At 69.9% G+C, this 24618-nt stretch carries 28 protein-coding genes and 1 pseudogene; 13 read left to right on the forward strand and 16 right to left on the reverse strand.

Annotation, left to right across the window (positions count from 1 at the left end; genetic code table 11):
- Positions 1 to 37 precede the first annotated feature (37 nt).
- Positions 38 to 1381, reverse strand: a complete 1344-nt coding sequence (locus D581_RS0104060) for a D-alanyl-D-alanine carboxypeptidase family protein (protein WP_018955952.1) — start codon at positions 1379 to 1381, stop codon at positions 38 to 40.
- 133 nt (positions 1382 to 1514) lie between these two features.
- On the opposite strand from D581_RS0104060, the pseudogene D581_RS1000000141910 reads away from it, so the two are divergent.
- Together D581_RS1000000141910 and D581_RS0104065 are read left to right on the forward strand one after the other, a co-directional pair.
- Positions 1515 to 1577: pseudogene (locus tag D581_RS1000000141910) on the forward strand (SCO4848 family membrane protein); the annotation flags it as partial.
- Positions 1578 to 1694: 117 nt separating this feature from the next.
- A complete protein-coding gene (locus tag D581_RS0104065; RefSeq protein ID WP_486585807.1) occupies positions 1695 to 3383 on the forward strand; it encodes a recombinase family protein in 1689 nt (562 codons plus the stop codon).
- Between the two features lie 360 nt (positions 3384 to 3743).
- Here D581_RS0104065 and D581_RS0104075 read toward each other — a convergent pair whose 3' ends face one another.
- The 3 genes from D581_RS0104075 to D581_RS0104085 are packed head-to-tail and all read right to left on the reverse strand — an operon-like array spanning position 3744 to position 5348.
- A complete protein-coding gene (locus D581_RS0104075) occupies positions 3744 to 4592 on the reverse strand; it encodes a helix-turn-helix domain-containing protein (RefSeq protein ID WP_018955955.1) in 849 nt (282 codons plus the stop codon).
- 14 nt (positions 4593 to 4606) lie between these two features.
- Positions 4607 to 5122 carry a DUF6879 family protein gene (locus tag D581_RS0104080; RefSeq protein WP_018955956.1) on the reverse strand — a complete coding sequence of 172 codons (516 nt, stop codon included), beginning with the start codon at positions 5120 to 5122 and terminating at the stop codon, positions 4607 to 4609.
- On the reverse strand, positions 5094 to 5348 hold the full coding sequence (locus tag D581_RS0104085; protein ID WP_018955957.1) for a hypothetical protein: 255 nt from the start codon (positions 5346 to 5348) through the stop codon (positions 5094 to 5096). Before D581_RS0104085 ends, D581_RS0104080 begins: the two co-directional genes overlap by 29 nt.
- Before the next feature lie 858 nt (positions 5349 to 6206).
- Between D581_RS0104085 and D581_RS1000000141915 the strand changes: the two genes are divergently transcribed.
- From D581_RS1000000141915 to D581_RS1000000138495, 3 genes are all read left to right on the forward strand, one after another.
- The gene (locus D581_RS1000000141915) at positions 6207 to 6338 is read left to right on the forward strand and encodes a hypothetical protein (RefSeq protein ID WP_018955960.1); all 132 of its coding nucleotides are present in this window, start codon (positions 6207 to 6209) and stop codon (positions 6336 to 6338) included.
- A 65-nt stretch (positions 6339 to 6403) separates the two neighbouring features.
- Entirely contained in the window at positions 6404 to 6730 is a 327-nt protein-coding gene (locus D581_RS1000000141920; protein WP_486585791.1) for a hypothetical protein, read from the forward strand.
- Positions 6731 to 6742: 12 nt separating this feature from the next.
- Positions 6743 to 7525 carry a hypothetical protein gene (locus tag D581_RS1000000138495; RefSeq protein WP_018955962.1) on the forward strand — a complete coding sequence of 261 codons (783 nt, stop codon included), beginning with the start codon at positions 6743 to 6745 and terminating at the stop codon, positions 7523 to 7525.
- Between the two features lie 53 nt (positions 7526 to 7578).
- Here the strand turns inward: D581_RS1000000138495 and D581_RS0104110 are convergent, their stop codons facing one another.
- A complete protein-coding gene (locus D581_RS0104110) occupies positions 7579 to 7815 on the reverse strand; it encodes an SCO4848 family membrane protein (RefSeq protein WP_018955963.1) in 237 nt (78 codons plus the stop codon).
- Positions 7816 to 7841: 26 nt separating this feature from the next.
- On the opposite strand from D581_RS0104110, the gene D581_RS01000000136825 reads away from it, so the two are divergent.
- The 3 genes from D581_RS01000000136825 (at position 7842) to D581_RS0104125 (ending at position 11318) form a co-directional block, all read left to right on the forward strand.
- Positions 7842 to 8060, forward strand: a complete 219-nt coding sequence (locus tag D581_RS01000000136825) for an SCO4848 family membrane protein (RefSeq protein ID WP_469221618.1) — start codon at positions 7842 to 7844, stop codon at positions 8058 to 8060.
- 50 nt (positions 8061 to 8110) lie between these two features.
- Positions 8111 to 9475, forward strand: a complete 1365-nt coding sequence (locus tag D581_RS0104120) for a metallophosphoesterase (protein ID WP_018955965.1) — start codon at positions 8111 to 8113, stop codon at positions 9473 to 9475.
- A 289-nt stretch (positions 9476 to 9764) separates the two neighbouring features.
- Positions 9765 to 11318, forward strand: coding sequence for an ABC transporter substrate-binding protein (locus tag D581_RS0104125; RefSeq protein ID WP_018955966.1), 1554 nt, complete (start codon positions 9765 to 9767; stop codon positions 11316 to 11318).
- Between the two features lie 10 nt (positions 11319 to 11328).
- Here D581_RS0104125 and D581_RS0104130 read toward each other — a convergent pair whose 3' ends face one another.
- The 10 genes from D581_RS0104130 to D581_RS01000000136835 form a co-directional block, all read right to left on the reverse strand.
- Positions 11329 to 12084: a TetR/AcrR family transcriptional regulator gene (locus D581_RS0104130; protein WP_018955967.1), complete on the reverse strand. Its 756-nt coding sequence runs from the start codon at positions 12082 to 12084 to the stop codon at positions 11329 to 11331.
- Between the two features lie 10 nt (positions 12085 to 12094).
- Entirely contained in the window at positions 12095 to 12601 is a 507-nt protein-coding gene (locus tag D581_RS01000000136830; RefSeq protein WP_018955968.1) for a thiol-disulfide oxidoreductase DCC family protein, read from the reverse strand.
- Positions 12574 to 13008 (reverse strand): hypothetical protein, encoded by a 435-nt coding sequence (locus D581_RS0104140; protein ID WP_018955969.1) that lies wholly within the window; start codon positions 13006 to 13008, stop codon positions 12574 to 12576. Before D581_RS0104140 ends, D581_RS01000000136830 begins: the two co-directional genes overlap by 28 nt.
- A gap of 177 nt (positions 13009 to 13185) precedes the next feature.
- Entirely contained in the window at positions 13186 to 14046 is an 861-nt protein-coding gene (locus D581_RS0104145; protein WP_018955970.1) for a hypothetical protein, read from the reverse strand.
- Positions 14047 to 14062: 16 nt separating this feature from the next.
- Complete coding sequence (locus D581_RS0104150; protein WP_018955971.1) at positions 14063 to 14662, reverse strand: hypothetical protein; 600 nt, start codon at positions 14660 to 14662, stop codon at positions 14063 to 14065.
- A 138-nt stretch (positions 14663 to 14800) separates the two neighbouring features.
- On the reverse strand, positions 14801 to 15577 hold the full coding sequence (locus D581_RS0104155) for a succinate dehydrogenase iron-sulfur subunit (RefSeq protein WP_018955972.1): 777 nt from the start codon (positions 15575 to 15577) through the stop codon (positions 14801 to 14803).
- Positions 15577 to 17331: a succinate dehydrogenase flavoprotein subunit gene (gene sdhA / locus D581_RS0104160; RefSeq protein WP_018955973.1), complete on the reverse strand. Its 1755-nt coding sequence runs from the start codon at positions 17329 to 17331 to the stop codon at positions 15577 to 15579. The genes D581_RS0104155 and sdhA overlap by 1 nt, the downstream gene beginning before the upstream one ends.
- A 30-nt stretch (positions 17332 to 17361) precedes the next feature.
- Positions 17362 to 17844 carry a succinate dehydrogenase hydrophobic membrane anchor subunit gene (locus tag D581_RS0104165; protein WP_018955974.1) on the reverse strand — a complete coding sequence of 161 codons (483 nt, stop codon included), beginning with the start codon at positions 17842 to 17844 and terminating at the stop codon, positions 17362 to 17364.
- A gap of 5 nt (positions 17845 to 17849) precedes the next feature.
- A complete protein-coding gene (gene sdhC / locus D581_RS0104170) occupies positions 17850 to 18230 on the reverse strand; it encodes a succinate dehydrogenase, cytochrome b556 subunit (RefSeq protein WP_078625614.1) in 381 nt (126 codons plus the stop codon).
- 202 nt (positions 18231 to 18432) lie between these two features.
- Positions 18433 to 19053 carry a 2-oxo-4-hydroxy-4-carboxy-5-ureidoimidazoline decarboxylase gene (locus D581_RS01000000136835; protein WP_032752528.1) on the reverse strand — a complete coding sequence of 207 codons (621 nt, stop codon included), beginning with the start codon at positions 19051 to 19053 and terminating at the stop codon, positions 18433 to 18435.
- A gap of 459 nt (positions 19054 to 19512) precedes the next feature.
- On the opposite strand from D581_RS01000000136835, the gene D581_RS0104180 reads away from it, so the two are divergent.
- The 3 genes from D581_RS0104180 to D581_RS0104190 all read left to right on the forward strand — a co-directional run bounded on the left by D581_RS0104180 (position 19513) and on the right by D581_RS0104190 (position 22116).
- Positions 19513 to 21123 carry a family 20 glycosylhydrolase gene (locus tag D581_RS0104180; protein ID WP_018955977.1) on the forward strand — a complete coding sequence of 537 codons (1611 nt, stop codon included), beginning with the start codon at positions 19513 to 19515 and terminating at the stop codon, positions 21121 to 21123.
- A 100-nt stretch (positions 21124 to 21223) separates the two neighbouring features.
- On the forward strand, positions 21224 to 21541 hold the full coding sequence (locus D581_RS1000000138915) for a DUF4328 domain-containing protein (protein WP_486585792.1): 318 nt from the start codon (positions 21224 to 21226) through the stop codon (positions 21539 to 21541).
- Entirely contained in the window at positions 21538 to 22116 is a 579-nt protein-coding gene (locus tag D581_RS0104190) for a hypothetical protein (protein WP_018955979.1), read from the forward strand. Before D581_RS1000000138915 ends, D581_RS0104190 begins: the two co-directional genes overlap by 4 nt.
- A 68-nt stretch (positions 22117 to 22184) precedes the next feature.
- On the opposite strand, the gene D581_RS0104195 is transcribed toward D581_RS0104190, so the two are convergent.
- On the reverse strand, positions 22185 to 22682 hold the full coding sequence (locus D581_RS0104195) for a universal stress protein (protein WP_018955980.1): 498 nt from the start codon (positions 22680 to 22682) through the stop codon (positions 22185 to 22187).
- A gap of 201 nt (positions 22683 to 22883) precedes the next feature.
- Between D581_RS0104195 and D581_RS0104200 the strand changes: the two genes are divergently transcribed.
- Positions 22884 to 23219 carry an SAV_915 family protein gene (locus tag D581_RS0104200; RefSeq protein ID WP_018955981.1) on the forward strand — a complete coding sequence of 112 codons (336 nt, stop codon included), beginning with the start codon at positions 22884 to 22886 and terminating at the stop codon, positions 23217 to 23219.
- Between the two features lie 38 nt (positions 23220 to 23257).
- On the forward strand, positions 23258 to 24592 hold the full coding sequence (lysA, locus tag D581_RS0104205; protein WP_018955982.1) for a diaminopimelate decarboxylase: 1335 nt from the start codon (positions 23258 to 23260) through the stop codon (positions 24590 to 24592).
- Positions 24593 to 24618: the final 26 nt, after the last annotated feature.

Here is a 24618-nt window from a genome sequence, read left to right on the forward strand (position 1 = left end):
CCCTGGGACTCGTCGGCCGTCCAGGACTTGAGGTCGTCTAGGACTTGTCGGTCGGGGCGGCCGAGGCCGTCGGCGCGACAGGCTCGGTCGGCTCGACGGGTTCCGCCGGGTCGGCCGCCTGCGGGGTGCGGCGGGCCAGGCCGGTCAGCGGCCAGCGACGGTTGACGAGGAACACCCCGCCGGCCAGGAACACCAGCAGACCGCCGATGATCGCCAGGGCGATCCCGACCCCGCTGGAACCGTCCGAGGCCGCCGACGCGTGCGTGGCCTCCGCCTGACCCCCCGAGCCCTGGTCGGCTCCGGCGGCGGGCGCCGCGCCCTTGCCACCGGTCGCGGTGCCGGTGCCGGTGTCCACGGACTTCGGCGGTACCAGCTCGCCGACCGGGGTCACCTTGCCGCTCGCGGCGAAGCCCCAGTCGAGCAGGTGGGCGGCCTCCTTGTAGACGGCGTGGCTCTCCTCCGCCGACGGGTTCATGACCGTGACCAGCAGGACCTTGCCGTTGCGCTCGGCGACGCCGGTGAAGGTGTTGCCCGCTTGGGTGGTGTAGCCGTTCTTGACGCCCGCGATGCCCTGGTACGGGTCCACGCCGAGGTCCCCGGTGATCAGCCGGTTGGTGTTCTGGATCTCGAAGGAGTCGCGCTTCTTCCCCTTCTTCTCCTCGCCGGGGAAGTCGGCCGACGCGGTCGCCGCGTACTCACGGAAGTCCTTCTTCTGGAGTCCGCTGCGGGCGATCAGGGTCAGGTCGTAGGCGCTGGAGACCTGGCCCGGCGCGTCGTACCCGTCCGGCGAGACCACCCGGGTGTCCAGGGCCTGGAGCTCCTCGGCGTGCTTCTGCATCGCGGCCACCGTCTGCGGGATGCCGCCGTACATCTCCGACAGGACGTGTACCGCGTCGTTGCCCGACCGCAGGAACACCCCGAGCCACAGGTCGTGGACCGTGTAGGTGTGGTCCTCCTTGATCCCGACCAGGCTGCTGCCCTCGCCGACCCCGGACAGCTCGCCCTCCGTCACCTTGTGGGTCAGGGAGGTGGGCTGGAGCGCGGGCAGGACGGTGTCCGCGAAGAGCATCTTCATCGTGGAGGCGGGCGGCAGCCGCCAGTGCGAGTTGTGCGCCGCCAGGACGTCGCCGTTCTCCGCGTCCGCGACGATCCAGGACCGGCCGGTCAGCTTCTTGGGCAGCACCGGCGCCCCCGGGCCCAGATTGACCTGGGTGCCGGCCTTGGCGAGCTGCTCCCCGCCGAGGCTGGACATCGTGCTCGGCGGCTTGGGCTGCTTGCCGTCGCTCTTGTCCTTGTCGGCCGCCGCGGCGGGACTCAGGACGAAACCGGACAACAAGGCGGCGGAGGTGACCGTGAGGGCGATCTTTTTCAGAGCAGGCACGGTCGGAAACGTACAGGGCGAGGGTGTGGATGCGGACCCGGACCGGCTGACCCGCCGCAGGGAACGCCGGGACGGCCCCGTTCGGACGCCACCCCGGGGGAGGGGACCGGGAGGCGGCGGCGATACTGGACCCATGAAGCTCAGCCGCCGCGTGTCCTGGTTCCTGCTCGCGTTCGGGGTGTGGAGCTGGTTCATCTGACTCACTTTCTATATGTAACTAACCGGCAGAGTTTCAACGACAGAAAAGAGCAGGTGAGAGGCCTTGACCTTCTTCGTTTCGGCCGTGGGTGCCGAGCAGCTCGACACGGTGCGAGTGGCCCTGTACGCCCGACAGTCCAAGGCCCGCCCGGACTCGTCCGAGGCGTCGCCGGAAGCACAGATGGCAGCCGGTGAGGCACTGGCGGCGAGCCGAGGGTGGGAGGTCGTTCACGCCTTCAAAGACGTCGGAAGGTCCGGTTGGGATCCACATGCGATCCGCCCGGCGTTCGAAGACCTCATGTCCGCTGTGCGCGCGGGCGAGGTCGACGTGGTGGTGGTCAACGAACTGTCCCGGCTGACCCGCAAGGGTGCCCACGACGCGCTGGAGATCGACAAGGAGTTCAAGAAGTACGGCGTCCGCTTCGTCTCCGTACTCGAACCGTTCCTCGACACGTCGAATCCGATCGGCGTCGCGATCTTCACGCTGATCGCGGCACTTGCGAAGCAGGACAGCGACATCAAGGCGGAGCGCCTGCGCGGAGCCAAGGACGAGATCAGGGCAGTCGGCGGCCGGCACTCCAGCTCTGCCCCGTATGGCATGCGCGCTGTCCGGGAGAAGATCGGCAACCTTGTCGTGTCCGTCCTTGAGCCGGACGAAGACAACCCGGAGCACGTCGAGATCGTCGAGCGCATGGTGGAGATGTCCTTCGCCGGAATCTCCGACAACAAGATCGCGACGATACTGGAGTCAGAAGACGCACCGGCCCCCGGCGAGGCCGAACGGCGGGCCACCGAGAAGCGGATGCAGTCCATCAAGAAGCGCCGCGTATCGAACGAGGAAAGTCCGATCCGGTGGCGCGCGCAGACAGTGCGCTGGATCCTCTCCCACCCGGCCGTAGGAGGCTTTGCCAGCGAACGAGTGAAGCGGGGCAAGGCGTACGTGAACGTCATCGCCCGGGACGAGGGCGGGGCGCTCCTTGCCCCTCACAGAGGTGTCGTCGTGGGGGCCAGGTGGCTGGAGCTCCAGGAGAAGCGCAGCAAGCGCACGAAGACCAACAGACAGCCCGGCGGGGAGGCCACGCCCACCCTCCTGAGCGGATGGCGCTTCGCGACCTGCGAGATCTGCACGGGCTCTCTGGGGCAGAGCAAGAACAACGGCGGACAGGACTACTACATGTGCGCCAACCCCAAGGGGCACGGTGGCCTGAGCATCAAGCGCAAGGACGCCGACGACCACGTGGCCCGCTGCGTTTGGGCACGACTTACCGGCGCGGACCCCGATGACGACGAGGACAGGGAGTGGCTCGCGCAGGCGGCACTCCGGTTCGCGCTCCAGCGTGACCTGTCCGGAGTCCAGGAGGAACGACGAGAGGCGGAAGCCCACCTTGAGCACGTCCGCAACTCCATCGCCGAACTTCAGGCAAACCGCACGGCGGGGCTCTACCGAGGGCGGGACGAACTGGCCACGTGGCGGGCGACGATGGAGCAGTACCGGAGCTTCGAGGACCAGTGCTCGGCCAAGTTGGAAGAACTGAACGAGATGGCCGCCGCAGCGATTCAGGTTCCGTCGGACTGGCGCGAACCGGGGGAGGACCCGTTGGGCCCCGGTTCCCCGTGGGCGGCGTGGGACGTGTTCAAGCGCCGCGAGTTCCTCGACCTCTTCCTTGAGGGTGTCTCCGTCGGTCCCGGCCGGGACCCGGAGACCCGGAAGTACATCGCTGTCGATAACCGGGTGACGCTCAACTGGCGTCGCCTTGAGTCGGATGGGGACCAGGACGACGAAGAGACGCTGGCCGCCCTCTGACGCCCGAGCCGAGCCCCGGTTGTCCCTTGCGGGCCGCCGGGGCTTTGCTGTGTCCGCAGCGGGGTGACCAGCGGGCGGAGCCATGACGGTACGACGTGACCTCACGGACCGACGGAGGCTTAGAAGTCGTCTCATTTGGCGAGCCTGCGGTAGCAGATGAGGGTGCAGGCGATGCTGGTGAAGGCGAGGAAGTGGTCGGCCTTGCGTTCGTAGCGTCGGTGGCGCATTCTTCGGCGGCAGGGCGGTAGCCCCGCCTTACGGGTGTACTGAACGGCTGATGCCGCGCCCCCCCCGCACTCGTCAGCCACACCAGGGCGACGAGTGCGGGGGCTTTGTCATGCGCCCGCTGCCGACCTCGGGCTACCCAAGGGCAGCCAGGGCAGAGGCCACGAGAGAACGTGCGGCGCCTCCCCGCACCGCACCCTGCGAGAGGCGTCCAAATGCCTGCGCATACAGGTCCACTTGGCTCGGCTGTGTGAGGGTGGATGCGGCGTCCAAAGTATCCGCGTGCACCCTGGCATCGTCGAACATCGTGAACGTCGGCATGGGCCATACGGTCCGTTGGGCCGAGAACGGCACGATTCCCACGGCCACGTTCTGGAGATCCATGACCCCCAAGAGGTGGCCTAGCTGCGCAGCCATGGTCTCGACCGTACACAGCCGATAGCGCAGGACCGATTCCTCCAGAACGAACGAGAACCGGTGTGCACCGTTGGTCAGCACCGCATTACGTCTCATGCGGACCTTGACGGCATCGGTCACGTCGTCGGGTGCCCCTCGGAACTCCGCGATGGAAGACAGAAGTGCCGTAGCGTACCCGGGCGTCTGGAGGAATCCGGGGATCACGTCGGAGACGTAGACCCGGAACAGACGGGTTCGCTGGTACAGGCTCTCGGTGGACTCCTGAACCCGACGGAGGCCGGTGCGCTGGAGCCGTCTCCACTGAATGTGGGCCTCCGCGGATTGCCTGTTCGTCGCAATCAGGTCCGGCGCCTGGTCGGCGGCATCACAGGCTCGGCACCACGCTCGGATGTCGGCGTCGGAGGGTGGCGTCCTGGCGTTTCCGATGCGCGACGCCTTCGCATCCGACCAGCCGCACCTGACGGCCAGCTCCCGCCCGCTGATTCCGGCATCCCTGCGGAGATTGCGCAGCAGGCCCGCCAGTTCTTCCCGGGCCTGCTGAACACTCGATGAGGGGTGCGGGGGCATGAAGCTGGCTTTCGTCAGATCGCGTACAGGTGGTGCGGGACTGATCGCTCCCAGACGGCTTCGAAGGCCGACGAGCAGAGTTTCACGATCTCCGCGTCCGAGGTGATCTCATCCTCGACCACAGCGCCGTCCCCTGAGAAGTGGTGCACTCGCAGGAGCTCGCCATCGAAGAGCCAGAAGTCGTTTCCCGGGAGGGGGATGTCCGTGGCCCGTCGTCGCGGTAGCCATCGGACTTCCTCCCCCGCCGTGACGTTTGCTTGTGTCACGTAGTGCTCCCAGTGGATGTACTCCGTCACCGGTTCGGAGACGATGCGGGCCCGCCGGATCGACACACCCCGCGCCACGGTGTCCGTGATCAACTGGTCGTACGGGTGCCACCAGGACTCGCGGTCTTCCCAGTTGATTCGCTCGCCCCGCTTCCATGCGTCGAACCGGTCGGTAGACGCGTAGGAGTCACGCATCTCCAGGTGGACGGCCACCCGCTCGCACCGCCCGAGCAGCTCAGCGAAGCTGGGCGCGCTCGACGGCATCGCAGGCCTCCCTGATCATCGGAATCATGCGGGCGGGGATCCGCACGACGGCCTCGCTCTCAGGGACCGATCCGTTCGCCGGGCTGGTCGCCTCGCACCGGGTCTGAGTCCTGGCGTCCGGCTTCCATCCTTGCAACAAGATCTCCTGAGCTTCCGCGTCCGCCCACACCGTCGGGCAGTGATCCCGATCGGTGTTCGGGTCGATGCCGACGAACTCTACGGCCATGGCTGGCTCCCTGGTCTAGGTGCTTGCTCGGGCTTGCACAAGCTTCGCTGAACAGTAGAGACAGCGTCAATACCGCTATCACTCGTGGGAATTGATGTGCAAACTCATGCAACTTTGTAGAGCCCCGAATGGGCGTCCTCCTAGCGTCGATACGCATCGCCGACACCGAGGGGACAGCATCGATGGCCACAGTGATCGACACAGACGCGAGCAATGACGAGTACGGGACCTTTGCGCCGGCGGGTGAGACGTGCCCGGTGTGCATGAAGGCGATCAGGACGCTTGAGCCGGTACGCCGGGGCTCTCTGGGGCGTGTGTCGGGCCCCCCGGTCGTCGTCTACCGGCACGCGCCGAAGTGCCCGTAGTGGTCAGCTCCAAGGATGTCGGCCGTCGCGTGGGAGACGACGCGGGAAGGGTCGGCATCCTGCGCGATGTGATCCGGGACTACGAGGACCCGGCCGACCTGCCAGGGGAACGCAGGAAGCTACCCACGGCGTTTGTCTGGCCCGAGGGCGGGGGCCGTGAGTGGCCGGTCCCGCCGGACGCTTTGACGCCCGTCTGAGACCCCCGACCCCCGGTGAGGCCCTGCCACCAGTGGTCCCGTCGGGACGCGGCGGCGCATTTCCCCGCGCACCTCAAGACTTCCGAGACTCGGCGGAGTCCGACCCCCGGCAGCGGGCGGACGCGACGAATCAGACCGGCGTCCCGCCGGGTCTCGGAACCGAACGCCCCGGACGCAGCCTGTCCGACTCACACCCTCGCGTCCGGGAGCAGCACGCCGCCCGATGGGACTTCCGTGGGGACGGAAGACCATCGGGCGGGTTTCGCAGAAAGTCCGTAACCGACAGGAGCAACACCATGGGATGGGGAACGGGTAAGGGCGGAAGCGGCGGCAGCGGACAGCACTCCGGAGGGAAGGACCCGGGCACGTCCAAACCGTCGAGCGACACGGCCAAGCCGAAGGACCCGCCGAAGCACAAGAAGGACTAGCGCCGGTGACGACACCGAATCTCGCAGCGTCCGAGCAGATCGCCATCCGCGGTTTGCTCGGCGCAGTGAAAGCCGACACAGACGCGCCGATGCGCCCCGAGTGGGAGCGCGCGGCATGGGCCGTTCCCCGATCCGCGTTCGTTCCCGAACGTGTCTACCTGGGCGACGAGCTGAAGCCGTGCGACCGCGCCAACGCCCCGGAAACTTGGCTCCGCATGGTCTATGCCAACGACTCCGTGGTGACGCAGATCAACGACGGCGAGGACCCCAAGGACGGGGAGCGGTGGGCGTCGTCGTCCGCTTCGGCTCCGTCCATCGTGTTCCGGATGCTGCACATGCTCGATGTGGCCCCGGAATACAGGGTCCTGGAGATCGGTACCGGAACCGGGTAAAACGCGGGTCTCTTGGCCTACGTCGCCGGCCCGAAGAACGTGACGAGCGTCGAAGTGGACCCCGCGTTGGCGTCCGAAGCCCGGGACCGGCTGCGGAAGGAGGGAATCACCGCACACGTGGTGACCGGAGACGGGGCCGAGGGGTACGCGGACCACGCCCCGTACGACCGACTCGTTGCCACGTGCTCCGTGCGCTCCGTCCCCCGCCCATGGCTCGAACAGGTGAAGCCCGGGGGTGTCATCCTCACGCCGTGGGATTCGCCCTGGCTCTGCTACGGGCTGCTTCACCTGACCGTGGATGAGCCCGGAGGCGCGTCGGGCCGATTCTCGCCGCACTCCGCGTTCATGCTCATGCGGAACCAGCGGGCCGACCTACGGATCTTCCGGGACGTCGTGCGCGACGACCACCAGCCCGACGAGTCGACCACCACCCTGCCGCCGTGGCGGGTAGCTGGTGACGATCACGCCGCGCAGTTCGCCATGGGGCTACAGCTCCGTGACGTGTGGTGGACATGGCACGACAAGCCCGACGTAGAAGGCGTGGCATCCCGACTGTGGCTCGCCACGACGGACGCCACCTCGTGGTCAGCCGAGGACTGGGACGAAAAGTCGGACGACCAGTACACGGTGTGGCAGCACGGACCACGGCGGCTCTGGAACGAAGCGGAAGCCGCGTACACGTGGTGGCTGCTGCACGGACGTCCCGGACCCGAGCGGTTCGGTCTGACCGTGACCACCACGGGAGAGTCCGCGTGGCTGGACAATCCCGGTCAGCCCGTTCCCCTCACCGGCTGACCCGCAAGCCCGCCCCGCCTGTGCGTCTCCCCCCGTGGCGCATCGGCGGGGCCTTACTTCTTGCTCGCTCGGACACCCCGGAAGCCGATCACTCCGACGGCCGTCCCTAGAATGAACGACGTGACAGCGAGGGCGAGGTGGACCCAGAAGTACGCGGTCGGGTTTCCCGCGTCGTCGAAGGCGAGACCGCTCCCGTCCTTCCAGAGGTTCTTCGCGAAGGTCACCCAGATCACCCAAGACCAGACGCCGAACGTGAGCAGGAACCAGGAGACGCGGCGGCTGAGCTTCATGAGGTGTCCTTCGGAGTGGGGTGGCCGTGCCTGCCAGTATCGAACGGGCCTGCCACGAGCCTGCGGCAGGGTCTCTCAAGAACCTGTGGCAGGACGGCAGCGGGCTCGCCTTCGACGACGCGGGCGAGCCGACCGGGTACTTCTGGGTGCACCTGCTGCTCGCCATCACGTCCTTGTCTCTGGGGACGGCGGTCGGCGTGATCGGGTTGCGCGGAGTGAGGGCTTTGCGCGACGACCGCGCATGACGGACGACCGCGCATGACGACGGGAACGTGGGGAAGCTCGGATGGCAGCAGTGGTCTTCGCTCTGGTGGGGCTCTTCGTGCTGGCGCTGCTCGGCGCCGTGCACCGGTATCTGTGGCGCCGCTTCGTCGGTGACACGACCGCGCCGGGCAGCCCGCTGCGCCGGGCGGGCACCGTCGCGGCCTTCGTCCTGCCCCTGCTGACCGTCGGCGCCATGACGTCCGGCCGGGTGGGAGCCCCCTTCTGGCTCCAGCAGGTGCTGGCCTGGCCGGGCTTCCTCTGGCTGGCCTGTCTGCTCTACCTGACGCTGGCGCTGCTCGTGGGCGAGGCGGTACGCCCCCTTCTCCGGCGGCTCCTCGCCCGGCGTGACGCAGGGGCGGGCGCGGCGGAAAGCGGAACGGCTTCCGGCGTCCTCGTCGACGTCCCGGGCGAGACCCGTCCTCGTGCCGAAGAGCTGGTGCCGTCCCGGTCGGGTGGTGCCCCCAACGGCTCGGAAGCCGTCGCGCGTACGGCCCCGGAGCCCGTGGCGGAACCGGAAGCGGAACCCTCCGCGGAAGCCCAGGGCGCCACCTCTCCCGTCCTTGCTCCCGGCTCCTCCCGGCGGCTCTTCGTCTCCCGGGTGGTCGGCGGCGCGGCCGCCGCCGCCGGACTCGCCACCGTCGGGTACGGCACGTACGGCGTGCTGCGCGGGCCCAGCGTCCGGCGGATCACCGTCCCGCTGGCCAAACTGCCCCGCTCCGCCCACGGCTTCCGGATCGCCGTGGTCAGCGACATCCACATCGGGCCGATCCTCGGCCGCGCCCACACCCGCCGGATCGTCGACACGATCAACGCGACCTCGCCCGACCTGGTCGCCGTCGTCGGCGACCTCGTCGACGGGTCCGTCGCGGACCTGGGCTCCGCCGCCGAACCGCTGGCCGCCCTGCGCGCCCGGCACGGCAGCTTCTTCGTCACCGGCAACCACGAGTACTTCTCCGGCGCCGAGCAGTGGGTCGACCACGTCCGCGAACTGGGCCTGATCCCGCTGGAGAACGCCCGGGTCGAGATCGAGGGTTTCGACCTCGCCGGCGTCAACGACATCGCGGGCGAGATCGAGGGGCAGGGGCCCGACTTCGGCCGCGCACTGGGCGACCGGGACCGCGGCCGGGCCGCCGTCCTCCTCGCCCACCAGCCCGTCGTCATCCACGACGCCGTCGAGCACGGCGTCGACCTCCAGCTCTCCGGCCACACCCACGGCGGACAGCTCTGGCCCGGCAACCTCCTCGCCGAGCTGGCCAACCCCACCGTCGCCGGACTCGAACGCTACGGCGACACCCAGCTCTTCGTCTCGCGCGGTGCGGGCGCCTGGGGCCCGCCGGTCCGGGTGGGCGCCCCCTCCGACATCACCGTCGTGGAGCTGGCCTCCCGTCAGGCGTAGTCGTAGGGCGCGTCCGCCTCCGTTGCGGGTGCGACGTTCCGGGAGCCCTGGGCGCCTCGTCATGAAATCCACACCGCAGAGTCACCGTCAGCTACGGAAACCCGCAGGTAGGAAGCGCGAAACAGCCTTTTCGGACAGAGGTTCGGGCGCGTGTCCAATAAAAGGCTGTGAGCGCCCCATTTACTCTTCCAGATGTGAAAATCGTGTGATTGGGTAAGCGCGAACATGCGGCGATGTGCGCGTCACAAACGCGACCGCCGAGGTGGGGCTGGTAAGGGAGAGCACGGCAATGCGGTCGGTCCGGGTACGGATTCTCGCGATTCTCGCGGTATTGGTGATAGCGGGCGTCGGTGCCTGGCAACTGCTCCCGTCGGGGGAGGCGAAGACCGACGCGATCACTGTCGGGACGTCGGACGTCGTCACCTCCCTCGACCCGGCCGGTGCGTACGACGCGGGTTCCTGGGCGATCTACAGCAACATCTACCAGTCGCTGATGACCTTCAAGCCCGGTGCGGTCACGCCGGAACCGGACGCCGCCGAGAGCTGCGGATTCGTCGGGCAGAAGCTCCAGACGTACCAGTGCAAGCTCCGTGACGACCTGACCTTCTCCAACGGCCGCAAGATCACCGCCGAGGACGTCAAGCACTCCTTCGACCGGATCTTCACGATCAAGTCGGACGTCGGCCCCGCGGGTCTCTTCCCCACGCTCGACACGGTGACGACCGAGGGTCGCACGATCACGTTCAACCTGTCCGGCAAGGACGCGACCTTCCCGCAGAAGATCGCCACCGGCGCCGCCGCGATCGTCGACCCGACCGAGTACCCGAAGGACAAGCTCCGCAAGGGCAACCAGGTCGACGGTTCCGGACCGTACGTCCTGAAGTCGTACGAGTCGGGGAAGAGCGCCGAGCTGGTGCCGAACCTGAAGTACAAGGGCGCGCTCAAGAAGACCGGCGAGGCGGTGACCATCCGCTACTTCAAGACCTCCGAGGAACTGCAGACGTCCTGGGACAGCGGCGATGTGGACATCGCCCACCGTCAGCTGCCGTCCGAGACGCTCGCCGAACTGAACGTGAACGACCCGGACGTGCGGGTCACCGAGGCCGCCAGCGCCGAGATCCGCAACATCATCTTCAACCAGCGCGAGGGATCGCCGTTCGCGGACAAGAAGGTCCGCCAGGCCGTCGCCACGCTCCTCGACCGGGGCCCCCTGGTCCGGAAGGTCTACCAGGGCACGGTCGACCCGCTGTACTCGCTGATCCCCACCGGCTACATCGGCCACAGCACCCCCTTCTTCGACGCCTACCCCTCCTCCGACCCCAAGCGCGCGGCGCAACTGCTGGAGGAGGCCGGAGTGGAGACGCCGGTCCCCGTCCACTTCGCCTACCGCGAGGGCGACATGTACACCAAGGAGACCGCCGAGCTGCGCCGTCAGATGGAGAAGGACGGGCTGTTCGACGTCACGGTCGAGGCCGTGGAGTGGACGAAGTACCAGAAGGGGTACGCGGCCGGAAAGTACGAGATGTACACCGTCGGCTGGTTCCCCGACTTCCCGGACCCCGACACCTTCAGCCAGCCGCTCGTCGGCACCGGGAACGTCCTGCACAGCGGCTACTCCAGCAAGAAGATGGACCAGCTGATCGCCGCCACGCAGCAGTTCAGCGACCGCAGCCGGACCTCCAGCGACTTCAAGGAGATGCAGTCGCTGGTCGGCGAGGACGTCCCCCTGCTGCCGCTGTGGCAGAAGAAGGACTACGTCGTCGCCAACTCCGAGGTCGCCGGCTCCCAGTACCTCTCCGACGGCACCGGCACCTGGCGCCTGTGGGAACTCAGCTGGATCTGATCCGCACGGGTCAGCCGGCCGGCCGGGCCCCGGGGGCGTCTCGCCCCTGGGGTCCGGCCGTCTCCGTGCCCGGCAGGAACTCCACCAGCAGACCGTGGATCTGCCGTACCAGGGGTCGCAGCACCCGGAACCGGGAGAGCGAGATCGCCCGGGCGGCGATCGGCGCGGTCCGCTCGACCAGCCGGCGGCTGCGCTCGGCGCCCTCGCTGCGGTCGTACACCCAGAACAGCACCAGCCCCATCTGCATCAGCCACATCAACTGCGGCAGCAGTGGCGCCAGTTCCGGGTCGCTCTTGACGTCCGCTCCGGCGATGCAGCGCTCGTGGATGGAGATCGCCGCGTCGCGGGCGGCCACCGAGTCCTCGGAGAACGGGGAGAGCGGGCTGTCCGGATCGGCGGCGTTCTTGAAGAACTGGGCGGCGAAGCGGTGGTACGGCTCCGCCACGTCCAGCCAGCCGAGCAGGACGCCCCTGATGCGTACGGTCAGATCCCGGTCGCCCTCCAGCACGGGCCGGACCGCCGCCGCGTGTTCGCCGGCGATCCGGTCGTAGAAGCCCTGGACCAGATGCTCCTTGGAGGAGAAGTAGTAATAGGCGTTCCCGACCGAGACGCCCGCCTCCTGGGCGATGGCCCGCATGGTCGTCCGGTCGTAGCCGCGCTCCGCGAAGAGCCGGAGCGCCGTTTCGAGAATCAGCGTGCGGGTCTGCTCGCTCTTCGCGGCCTTGGCCGGTTTGGTCTCCTGCACGTTCTTCTCTTCCTTCACCACGGGCCCAAGGTTATCGGGGACCCCCGGGTCCTCCGGGCGGGGCGGCGCACTCGCGGACCCCGGGGGCGCAGGGCGGGAGGGCCAGGGAGCGGTAGCGGGCGGCGGCCAGGACGGTGCCCCGGGCGAAGGGCCGCCCCGCCGGGGTGGTCAGCCAGTGGGCCCGGGAGCGGTACTTGGCCAGCGCCCAGAGGCAGACGATCCAGGCGGAGGTCTCCCGGTAGACCTGTCCCAGGTCGCCGACGACGGTGATCTCCGCCAGGGTCGCGGCGTGGTCCAGCTCCGGGAACCGCCGCCGCGCCTCGGCCGATCCGGCCGGTACGAGGTCCAGCGGGACGAGCTGCCGCTGCCGCTGGAGCCAGTGCCGCAGGTGGACGCAGAGCGGGCACCGCGCGTCGTAGAGCACGGTGAGCCGGCGTACGGGCGCGGGCCGGGCGGCGGTGTACGAGGCGGGCCCCGCCGGCGCCGCGGGCGCGGCCTCGGTCACCGGGCTCACCGCCCTGGTGCGGGAGCGGCCCACGGTCCCTGGGTGGCCGGCGGCGTCCAGGTCCCCGGCGGTACGGGCGGGGTCTGCTCGCGCTCCAGGGCGCTGCGGCGGCGGATGCGGCTGAGCACCCAGACATTGCCCAGGTGCATGACGCCGAGCACCAGCAGCACCACGCCCACCTTCACCGAGAGGGCCTCGAACAGCTCACGGGCGTTGGCCACCCCGCCGGCGTATCTCAGGTAGAGCGTGACGAACCCGAGGTTGACCAGGTAGAAGCCGACCACCAACAGGTGGTTGACGGCGTCGGCGAGCTTCTCGTTCCCGTGCAGCACGTCGGCGAGGAAGATCCGTCCGTTGCGGCTGAGCGTGCGCGCGACCCAGACGGTGAGCGCCACGGTGATCAGCAGATAGATGACGTACGCGACAACAGTGAGGTCCATGCCCCACCCTCCCTTGAACGCGTTCAAAAATGCTTGTGGGCGTGACTGTAGACCCCTTCCTGAACATGTTCAAGAAGGGGTCAGGGGGTGGCATCAGCCGGGATCAGGCGGATCAGTGGCATCAGCCGGGATGAGGCAGATCAGTGGGAACAGCCGGGATGAGGCAGATCAGTGGGATCAGGCGGGCCGGGCGAATCGGGTGGGACCAGAGAGGTCGGGGTCGGGCGGCTCCGGCGGCTCCGTCAGCGCCTCGGCGATCTCCGCGCGCAACGCCTCGCCGTGCAGCGGCGTCAGCTCCGCGAGCGCCGTGTTCCACTCCTCGGCCGCACGGTCCACCGCCTCGCGGAAGCCCCGCGTCACCGGGCCTCGGGCGAAGAACAGCGCCACCGCGCCGACCGGCCGCAGCAGCCATCGCCCGCGGGCGGCCAGCACCACGGAGACCTGCCAGGAACCGTCCTCGGCCGGGCGCGGGGTGATGGTCAGCCGGGCCTTGCCCAGCCGGTGCACCGCCCGGCCGGACACCGGGGGCCGGGCGGCCGGAGGTGCGGAGGAGGGCCGGTCCACCGCCGCCCACCACGCGGCCGGATCGGCCTTGCCGCGTCCGGAGAAGCGGTACAGCGAACCGCCCTCGGGGTTGTGGCCGGACAGGGAGAGCTCCAGGGCCCCGGGCGTCAGCGGTTCGCGCAACAGTATCTTCGTCCGGACGGAGAAGGAGGCCTCCTCCAGGACGTGCTCCACCTCGATGGAACGCGAGGGCCGCCACGCGCGCAGGACGGTCGCCTCCGACACCGGGACGGACCCCGGGGCTTCGTCACCCGCCCCGACGGGCTCCGGCGTGCTCCCGTACCGGGCCCCCGGCCGCAGGTGACGCCCCTTCAGCAGCCGGAGGCCGTCCACGGGCCGCCCGTCGGCCAGCAGAACGGCCCCGCCCTCACCCTCCCGGGAGGCGTCCAGGAGGTCCAGCAGCGTTCCGGCGGCCTCCTCGAACCAGCCGCGGTCCAGGGCGGCGACGGAGACCGTGTGCTCGAAGCGCGCCACGCGCGGGCCCCGTGACTCAGGCGCTCATGGAGCGGGCCTGGTTGAGCTGGCCCATCACCGCGGGGAAGGTGTGCGGGCCCATGGCCGGGATCATCGTCGCGTGGTGCCGGCCGCCGCTGGTGACCGTGACCTGGATGAAGCCGGTGGTCCGCTTCTCCTTCATCAGCAGGAACAGCAGACCGATCAGGCAGAACAGCGCGAAGACGATCGCCAGCACGACCGCGTGCGTCGGGATCTTCTCCTCCGTGCGCGACATGTCCGTGGCCGTCCAGACGGCGCCCTTGAGCGGCATCGTCCCGGACGGGGTGACGACCGCGTCGCTCATCACGGTGATGTCGCCGATCGACAGCATCGGGACCCCGCCCTGGCCGGGCGGTCCCTGGGGCACCGGGAAGTACTGGCCGGGCATCGTCGGCTGCGCCGCGTTGGGGTACCCGTAACCGGGGCCGTGTTGGGTCGCGGACTCCGGCAGCGGCTGCGGATAGCCGTACGCGGGCGGGGCGCCCGGCGCCGGAGGGCCGTACCCCGGGCCGTCGGCCACCGTCGGCTGGTGGCCCGGCTGCTGGGGCGGGCCCCACTTGTACGCGTCGTCCGCGTACGGATTCGGCTCGCTCACGACGATCCCCGTTCTCTTTCGGTCATCAGCTCCGCTGAACCGTACCGCCCCGCGCGGCCCCGGCGCAGCAACAGGCCCCGCCCCCGGCAGAAGGCTGCGGGGGCGGGGCCTGTCGACGTAACAGGTGCTACGAGCGGGTCAGAAGCGACGCGTGATGAGCGCGCGCTTCACCTCCTGGATCGCCTTGGTGACCTCGATGCCACGCGGGCAGGCGTCCGTGCAGTTGAACGTGGTGCGGCAACGCCACACGCCGTCACGGTCGTTGAGGATCTCCAGCCGCTGCTCGCCGGCCTCGTCGCGCGAGTCGAAGATGAAGCGGTGCGCGGCGACGATCGCCGCCGGGCCGAAGTACTGGCCGTCGTTCCAGAACACCGGGCACGAGGACGTGCACGCGGCGCACAGGATGCACTTGGTGGTGTCGTCGAACCGCTCGCGGTCCTCGGCGGACTGCAGCCGCTCGCGGGTCGGCTCGTTCCCCTTGGTGACGAGGAAGGGCATGACGTCGCGGAACGCCTGGAAGAACGGGTCCATGTCGACCACGAGGTCCTTGAGGACCGTGAGGCCCTTGATGGCCTCGACCGTGATCGGCTTCTCCGGGTTGATGTCCTTGATCAGCGTCTTGCAGGCGAGCCTGTTCTTGCCGTTGATCCGCATCGCGTCGGAGCCGCAGATGCCGTGCGCGCAGGAACGGCGGAACGTCAGGGTTCCGTCGAGCTCCCACTTGATCTTGTGAAGGGCGTCGAGGACACGCTCCTTCGGGTCGATCTCGATCTGGAAGTCCTGCCACTGGACCTCGTCGGAGACCTCCGGGTTGAAGCGGCGGATCCGGAACGTGGCGGTGATGAACGGGGAGTCGGCGAAGCCGGCCTCGGGCTTCGCGGTCCCGTCGGTCTTGTCCAGGGTCGGGGTAGCCATCAGTACTTACGCTCCATCGGCTGGTAGCGGGTCGTCACGACCGGCTTGTAGTCGAGCCGGATCGACTCAGCGCCGTCGGCGGCCACCTCGCGGTACGCCATGGTGTGGCGCATGAAGTTGACGTCGTCGCGGTTCGGGTAGTCCTCGCGGTAGTGACCGCCGCGGGACTCCTTGCGGGCGAGCGCGGAGACCGCCATGACCTCGGCCAGGTCGAGCAGGTTGCCCAGCTCGATGGCCTCCAGCAGGTCGGTGTTGAACCGCTTGCCCTTGTCCTGGATGGACACGTTGAGGTACCGCTCGCGCAGCTCGGCGATCTTGTCGACCGCCGTCTTGATCGTCTGCTCGGTGCGGAACACCATCACATTGGCGTCCATGCACTCCTGGAGCTCCAGGCGCAGGGTCGCGACGCGCTCGGTACCGGTGGAGTTGCGCAGCCGCTCGACCTGGTCGGCGACCAGCTGGGCGGGGTTCTCGGGCAGCTCGACGAAGTCGGTCTTGGTCGCGTACTCGGCGGCGGCGATGCCCGAGCGCTTGCCGAAGACGTTGATGTCGAGCAGCGAGTTGGTGCCCAGGCGGTTGGCGCCGTGCACCGAGACACAGGCGACCTCGCCGGCGGCGTACAGGCCCGGGACGACGGTGGTGTTGTCGGCCAGCACCTCGCCCTCGACGTTGGTCGGGATGCCGCCCATGGCGTAGTGCGCGGTCGGCTGGATCGGGATCGGGTCCGTGTAGGGCTCGATGCCGAGGTACGTCCGCGCGAACTCGGTGATGTCCGGGAGCTTGGCGTCCAGCTGCTCCGGCGGCAGGTGCGTCAGGTCCAGGTACACGTGGTCGCCGGCCGGACCGCAGCCGCGGCCCTCCCGGATCTCCGTGTAGATGGAGCGCGAGACGACGTCACGGGACGCGAGGTCCTTCATGACCGGCGCGTACTTCTCCATGAAGCGCTCGCCGTCCTTGTTGCGGAGGATGCCGCCCTCACCGCGGGCGCCCTCCGTCAGCAGGATGCCCATGCGCCAGATGCCCGTCGGGTGGAACTGGAAGAACTCCATGTCCTCCAGCGGCAGGCCGCGCCGGTAGCAGGCGGCCTGGCCGTCACCGGTCAGGGTGTGGGCGTTCGACGTCACCTTGAAGAACTTGCCGGTGCCGCCGGAGGCGTAGATGACCGACTTCGCCTGGAAGACGTGGATCTCGCCGGTCGCCAGCTCGTACGCGACGACGCCGGAGGACTTCTTGACCCCGTCGACCTCGGTGATCAGCTGGTCCAGGACGTAGAACTCGTTGAAGAACTCCACGCCCTCCTTGACGCAGTTCTGGTACAGCGTCTGGAGGATCATGTGACCCGTGCGGTCCGCGGCGTAGCAGGACCGGCGGACCGGGGCCTCGCCGTGGCTGCGGGTGTGACCGCCGAAGCGGCGCTGGTCGATGCGGCCCTCGGGCGTCCGGTTGAACGGCAGGCCCATCTTCTCCAGGTCGAGGACGGCGTCGATGGCCTCCTTCGCCAGGATCTCGGCGGCGTCCTGGTCGACCAGGTAGTCACCGCCCTTGACCGTGTCGAAGGTGTGCCACTCCCAGTTGTCCTCCTCCACGTTGGCGAGCGCGGCGGCCATGCCGCCCTGCGCCGCGCCCGTGTGGGAGCGGGTGGGGTAGAGCTTCGTCAGCACGGCGGTACGGCTGCGCTTGGTCGACTCGATGGCCGCGCGCATGCCGGCGCCGCCGGCGCCGACGATGACGGTGTCGTACTTGTGGATCTGCATGGTTTTCCTCTGGTCCCTCTGTCCCGGCGCCTAGCGGATGTTCGGGTCGAAGGTGAAGATCACCAGCGTGCCCAGCAGGACGGTGAACACCGTGGCGGTGTACAGGAGCATCTTCAGCCAGAAGCGGGTGTTGTCCCGTTCGGCGTAGTCGTTGATGACCGTACGGAGGCCGTTGCCGCCGTGGAGCATGGCGAGCCACAGCATGATGAGGTCCCAGGCCTGCCAGAACGGCGAGGCCCAGCGGCCCGCCACGAAGGCGAAGCCGATCTTGGAGACGCCGCCGTCGAGCACCAGCTGGATCAGCAGGTGGCCGATGACGAGGACGGTCAGGAGGATGCCCGACAGGCGCATGAAGAGCCAGGCGTACATCTCGAAGTTGGTGCGCGATCCCTTGGGCGTCTTGCCCGTGCGCTTGCGCGGGGGCTCGATCACCGGGGCCGGGTGGTCGACGTCGAACAGGCTCACGCCTTCGACGTCGCCGATCGCGGCTGCGGAAGAAGTCTCGCTGGACATGGGCCTCAGCTCCCGAAGACGTCGCGTACGGCGTGACCGAGGACGGGGTACAGGGCCCCGACCATCAGCACGATCCAGATGCCCATCACGGTCCAGAGCATCTGCTTCTGGAGTCGCGGGCCCTTGGCCCAGAAGTCCACGGCGATGATCCGGAGACCGTTCAGCGCGTGGAAGAGAATCGCGGCCACGAGGCCGTATTCGAGGAGCGCGACGATCGGCGTCTTGTACGTGGCCACGACTTCGTCGTAGGCCTCGGGGGAGACGCGGACGAGAGCGGTGTCCAGGACATGTACGAACAGGAAGAAGAAAATGAGGACACCGGTGACTCGATGAGCCACCCAGGACCACATGCCTTCCCGGCCGCGGTACAGCGTTCCAGCCGGCACGGAAGAACCCTCCGGGAGCGGGGATGAGGGTCGGCCGGCTTGACTGTCGGTCTGACCCGGCCGGGTACGGTCCACCGGCCCCGGCCATCGTAGCGACGCATTGTCGGTTCGTTCGCGCCGGGGCCTCCCGTGTGATCAAAGTGGCAATCAAACAGGCACGTACGGGCTAGAGCGCCCCTTACCGCCGCGCCTCCGGCACCCCCTACCGCCGCGGGTCCGCCGCCAGCAGCTCGACGATCCGGCTCCGGGCGAGTCGCCGCAGCTCCTCGGCGGTCACGGACCGCTCCTCGTCCGGGTCGTGCGCCAGCCGGACCCGGATCCCGGCCAGCACCTGGTCCACGTGCTGGGAGGGCCGGCAGGCGTCCAGGCAGATCACGAAGGCGTGGCCGAACCGGCTCTCGTACGCCGCGTGCGCGGCCCGCAGCGCCAGGTGGGCGGCGCGGGGAGCGTCGTCGTGCAGGCAGGGGGCCGGCTCCGAGGCCAGGGCCTCCGCGATGTCCCGGGGCGCGAGGTCGTAGCCCGCCTCGTCGGACGCGGCCAGTAGAGCGCCGAGATCCGGGTAGGGGCGGTGGGCGGCCATCCGGTGGGCCCAGCGGAGACTGCCGCAGCACTCCAGGAAGGCCGCTTCGGCGGCGGCGAAGGGAAGGTTGTTGAAATGGGCCAGGCCGAGGGCGTGATCAACCGGCGGTGCGACGGTGGGCGGCGCTCCCGGGCCTCCCGGGCCTCCCGGACCCCCAAGGCCTTCCTGGCCTTCCTGGCCTTTCGGAACTCCCAGGCCTCCCGGGCCGTCGGCCGGGAGCGGATGGCGCGGCTGTGCGGGCACGGCCGGACGGCCGGCCGGGGGCGCGGATCGCTTCGGCAGGCCGGCGGGGGGCTCGCTGGACCGGGACAGCGTGGACTCCTCGTATCAACGACAGCTATGACTCCGTGGCCCCGAAAGGAACCTTCTGTCCCTGGAAGACAGATCAGGACGTACCGAGGTTGCCCGACGTGGGGGTGAGTTCCGCGGGGGCGGGAGTGAAGGGAGAGACGAATGTGCCGCAACGCTAGCGAGATCCATCGGCGGACGTCGGGCGGGCCGCGCGGAAATCACCCGAACGGGAGAGTTTCGGAACGTGTGACAGGTGTCTGACCTGCGTCGACCGGGGCTCTGTTCGATCCCCCGGAGCCCTCGATGGGCGAGACCCCGGCAGAAATGCCAACCTTGCACCCTATTCACTCGTTTCATCGTCTCTTCACTCGTTTCACCCGCTCCTGCCCCCTCAACGGAGGAATCTGCCCGATGTCGCCCACGCGTGGTGCCCTCGTCACCGGCGCGGCTGTCACGGCCGCGGCCGCCGTCGCCCTCACCGTCGTCGTCTGGCCGGAGGGGTCCGGCAACGGATCGTCCGGCGACACCGCGTCGCCCTCCGGCACCTCCGCCGAGGCCGTCGCCCCGTCGCCCTCCCGCAGCTACCCGATGTCCAGCACACCGAGCACGATCCCCGCGGTGCGCGAGCACACCCCGGCCCGGGGGCCCGGCTGGCAGCCGGGCAAGGACAGCACCGTCGTCATCGCCAAGGGCAGCCAGGTGCTCGCCGACGAGGCGGAGCTGCTCGCCAAGGAGCTGAAGATCCGCTACCGGGGCGCCGAGCCGGCGCGGACGGGAGACGTCGAGCTGGCGCTCGGCGACAAGGACGCGGGCCCCACCGAGTCGTACACGCTCACCGTGCGCGACGGGAAGGTGAAGATCACCGGACCCGACGAGTCGGGCGTCTTCTACGGCACCCGCACCCTGAAGCAGTCGGTCAAGGCGGACGGCACGCTCCCCGAGGGCGTCGTCAACGACCGGCCGGACCGGCCACAGCGCGGACTCAACCTCGACATCGCGCGCAAGCACTACAGCGCGGAGTGGATAGAGGACCGCATACGGGAGATGGGCGACCTCAAGCTCAACCAGCTCGGCCTGCACTTCTCCGACGACCAGGCCTTCCGGATCGAGTCGAAGTCGCACCCCGAGGTGGTCTCCGACGAGGCCCTCACCCAGGACGAGGTCCGCCGGATCGTCGCCCTCGCCAACAGCCGGCACATCGAGGTCGTCCCCGAGATCGACTCGCCCGGACACCTCGGCGCGGTGCTGGCCGCCCACCCCGACCTCCAGCTGCGCAACACCGCGGGCGTGGAGTCGAAGGGCTCCATCGACATCTCGAAGCCGGGCGCGGCCAAGCTGATCGACGAACTCCTCGACGAGTACACCGAGCTGTTCCCGGGGCGCTTCTGGCACCTGGGCGCGGACGAGTACCAGGCGCTGACCGTCCAGAACCCGGCCGCCTCCTATCCGCAGCTCCAGCGCGCGGCGGAGGAGAAGCACGGCGCCGGAGCCTCGATCGAGGACCTGGCCACCGGCTGGCTGAACGACCGCGCGGCCGTCGTCGTCCCGAAGGGCCGGACCGCCAAGGCCTGGAACGACGGGCTCTTCCGGGACACGAAGGTCAAGGCCGACGAGAACATCGAGATCGAGTACTGGACCGGCAAGGAGATCGGCGCCCGCCCGCCGCTGGAGTACCTCGCCGCGGGCTACAAGATGCTGAACCTCAACGACGAGTTCCTCTACTACGTGCTCGGCGAGCCCAACGAGTTCGTCTACCCGACCGGCGAGCGGATCTACGAGCAGTGGACCCCGCTGGTCATGCGCGGCACCGAGCCCGTGGCGGAGCGCTACTCGCAGCAGATCCTCGGCGGCCGGTTCGCCGTCTGGGGCGACCTGGCGAACGCCCAGACCACCCAGCAGGTGGCGGACGGCATCAGGATGCCGCTGGTGGCGACCTCGCAGAAGCTGTGGGATCCGCGGAAACCGGCGCTGAGCTGGGCGCGGTTCCAGGACCTGGCGGAACGGACCGGCAGCGCGGGGTGAGGCCGGGGGCGTTCCCCGGCGGCGGACCGTAGCCCGTGGGACAGCGTCGCTGTCCCACGGGCTACGGTCCGCCGACCGCGCGCTCCTGGGGTGGCGCACGGTGCCCAGAACGGTGCTGAACCTGTGGCGGGGCGGCTGGATCGTCTCCGTCCTCGCCTCCCGGATCGCCGTGAGCCAGTGGAACCGGGCCCAGAAGCCGGAGCAGGTCGCCGACGCGGCGGCCCTCGTCGCGGCCGCCGACGCGCTGGACCTCGTGGCCGCGGTGCTCGCCGTCCTCTTCGTGCGTGCGGTGACCCGGATGCAGGGGGGAGCGGGCCGGCATCCGACAGGCCGTGACCGCCCCGGAGCCCGCCGCCCCATAGTGACGATTTTCGGCCATTCGGCGCAGTATCCGGTAGACCGAGGGAGACGTCGATGAGTCTGCTGGAACTGATCGAACGAGCCGACGAGCGCGCGCTGGCCGCCGGGGCGCTGGCCTGCCTGGACCGGTGCCTGCCGCTGCTCGCGGAGCCCGGGGCGGAGCCGCTGCGCCCGCTCTGGGCGAGCTGCGAGAACGGACAGGATTGGGCCGTCCGGCTCGCGGCGGTGCGGACGGGGATGGAGCACGAGCCCGTCACCGACGGCCCGGCCGCGCTCGTGCGGACCATGCTCGGCGCCGCCCCCTCCGACTTCGACGCCGTACCGCTGCGGGGGTGGGCGGACGCCTGTTCGCTGGTCGCCCTGCGGATCCACGGGCGGCTCGACGCCCCGGACGGGGAGACGCCGCCGGACGAGGAGCGGCTGATCGAGGCGGCCCGCGGCGGTGAACCGGCCGCCGTGGGGCCCCTGGTCGCCGGGGAGCTGGAACGGCAGGTCCGCATCCTGGAGATCCTGGCGGAGACCACCGGCACGGCCGGCAGCGGCGCCGGACTCCGCAAGGCGCTGGACCTGTCCACGGAGGGCCGCCGGGTCCTGCGCGCGGTGATGTCACGCCGGGCCCGCGGCCGGGGCTGACGGCGAGGCCTGACAGCGAGGCCCGGCTGTTCCTCAGGGCCGGGGCGTTCCCACCACCCCGGCGTCCCCTACCGCCCGGGCGGCAGGGTCCAGTTGTCGCCCCGTACGGCGGCGAGCTCGGCTTCGAGCGGGTTCGGGGGCACCGCGAGAACGGGGCAGGCCGCGTGCGCCAGGCAGTAACGCGCCACCGACGGGCGCAGGGCGGGCAGCCATCTGCCGCGTGAGCCCGCACCCACGACCAGGAGGCCGTCGGCCGACCCGGCCGCCTCGACGAGAACCGGTCCCGGCTCGCCGCGCACGGCGAGCCCGGACAGTGCGACACCCGGCCTCCGCACGGCGAACGCACCGTCAAGAAGGGTGCGCAGCTCCTCGACAGCGGCTTCCCGGTGCTCCCGGAGCGCGGCGGTGCCATAGGTGGCACGGCCGCCCAGACCTCCGCCGGGCAGTTGCCAGGCCAGCACGGCGTACAGATCCGCATGGCGTTCCCGCGCCTCGGCGGCGGCTTGGTGCAGGGCTGCCAGGCTCCCCGGGGAGCCGCTCACGCCGACCACGATTCTCTGCCGCACCGTCCGGCCTCCCGCCTCGTCCCGTTCCGGAATTCCATTGAAGGGCGGTCCGGGGGAGGTGAGCGTCAGCGATGCGTAAGAACCGGGCGATGCCCGTCAACATCGCGTAAGGCGGGAGGGCTTCCCGCGCCGGGGCGGGCATAGCTTCGACGTCGTGCGGCCGGACGACGGCCGATCGTGGCTCCACCCGGAGGAAACCTCATGTGCCTCTTCTCGTACGACGACGACTCCGACCCCGACGAACAGGCCCGGGCCGTGCTGCTGTACGTGCCCGTCCGGCCGGAAGCCGCCGGCCCCGCGCTGCGGATGTTCCGTACGCCGCTGGGCGAGCGCACCGCCGTCGGCTTCACCGGCCTCGGCCTGCTGACCGCGGCCCTCGGCGCCGGCCAGGCCGCGATCAGGCTCGCCGAACCGGCCCTGCGCTCCCTCACGGAGCCCCTCGGTGTCGACCGGCTCGTCGTCGACCCGGTCCTCTCGGCCCCGGCCGTCACCGCGGTGCCGGTGCGCGCGGCCGAAGAGCCCGCGCGCGCCCGGTGACCCGCGCCCCGTCCCACGCCTCCCGAGGAGACGCCGCCATGTCCGCTCCCGTTCTCACCGAGCCCCCGGCAGGACTGGACGACCTGTCCGTCTGGCCCGCCTCCACCGCCCGGCTCCCGGGCGGCGACCTGAGCGTCGGCGGGGTCTCGCTCGCCGGCCTCGCCGACCGGTTCGGCACTCCCGCGTACGTCCTGGACGAGGACGAGGTGCGTTCACGCTGCCGGACCTACCGGGCCGCCTTCCCCGACGCCCAGGTGCTGTACGCGGCCAAGGCGTTCCTGTCCCGGGCGATGGCGCGGTGGATCGACGAGGAGGGCCTGGGGCTGGACGTCTGTTCCGTCGGCGAACTCGAACTCGCCCACGCCGCGGGGTTCCCGCCGGAGCGGATGGTGCTGCACGGCAACGCGAAGACACCGTGCGACATCGAGACGGCGCTACGGCTCGGGGTCGGGCGGATCGTCGTCGACAGCCCGTCGGAGATCGCCCGGATCGCCGCGCTGACCGGCCCCGCGGGGCGGCAGAAGGTGATGGTGCGGGTGGTGCCCGGAGTGTCGGCGGGCGGCCACGAGAAGATCCGTACCGGTACCGACGGCCAGAAGTTCGGCCTGTCCCTCACCGACGGGTCCGCCCAGCACGCCATCGCCCGTGTGCTCGGCCAGCCGCAGCTCGAACTGACCGGCCTGCACTGCCACATAGGCTCGCAGATCACCGACGTCAAGCCGTACCTGGTGGCCGTGCGGCGCATGGTCGGACTGATGGCCCGGGTCAAGGACAGCCACGGCGTCACCTTCCCGGAGCTCGACGTGGGCGGCGGGCACGGGGTGGCCTACCGGCCGGGGGAGCCCGCCCTCGACCTGACCGCCCTCGCGCGCCGCCTCGGCGCGGAACTCGCCACCGGCTGTGCGGCGTCGGGCCTGCCCGTGCCGAGGCTGGCCATCGAACCAGGGCGGGCGATCGCGGCCCCGGCCGGGGTGGCGCTCTACCGCGTCCTCTCCGTCAAGCACACCGGCCCGAACACGTTCGTGGCCGTCGACGGGGGCATGAGCGACAACCCCCGGCCCGCCCTGTACGGGGCCCGCTACGCGCCGCGCCTGATCGGCCGCGCGGCCACCGCCGGACCGCTCGCGGCCACGGTGGTGGGCCGGCACTGCGAGGCCGGTGACGTCCTCGCGAGCGACGTCCTCCTGCCCGGCGACATCCGCTCCGGCGACCTGCTCGCGGTGCCCGTGGCAGGGGCCTACCAGGTCTCCATGGCCTCCGCCTACAACCTCGTCGGCCGGCCGCCGGTCGTCGCGGTGCGCGCAGGCACGGCACGCCTGCTGATCCGGCGCGAGACACAGGAGGATCTCCGGCTGCGCGACATCGGCGCCTGAGGGCTGTCCCGACAGCCCTTGGGCAC

Source organism: Streptomyces sp. CNB091, assembly GCF_000377965.1.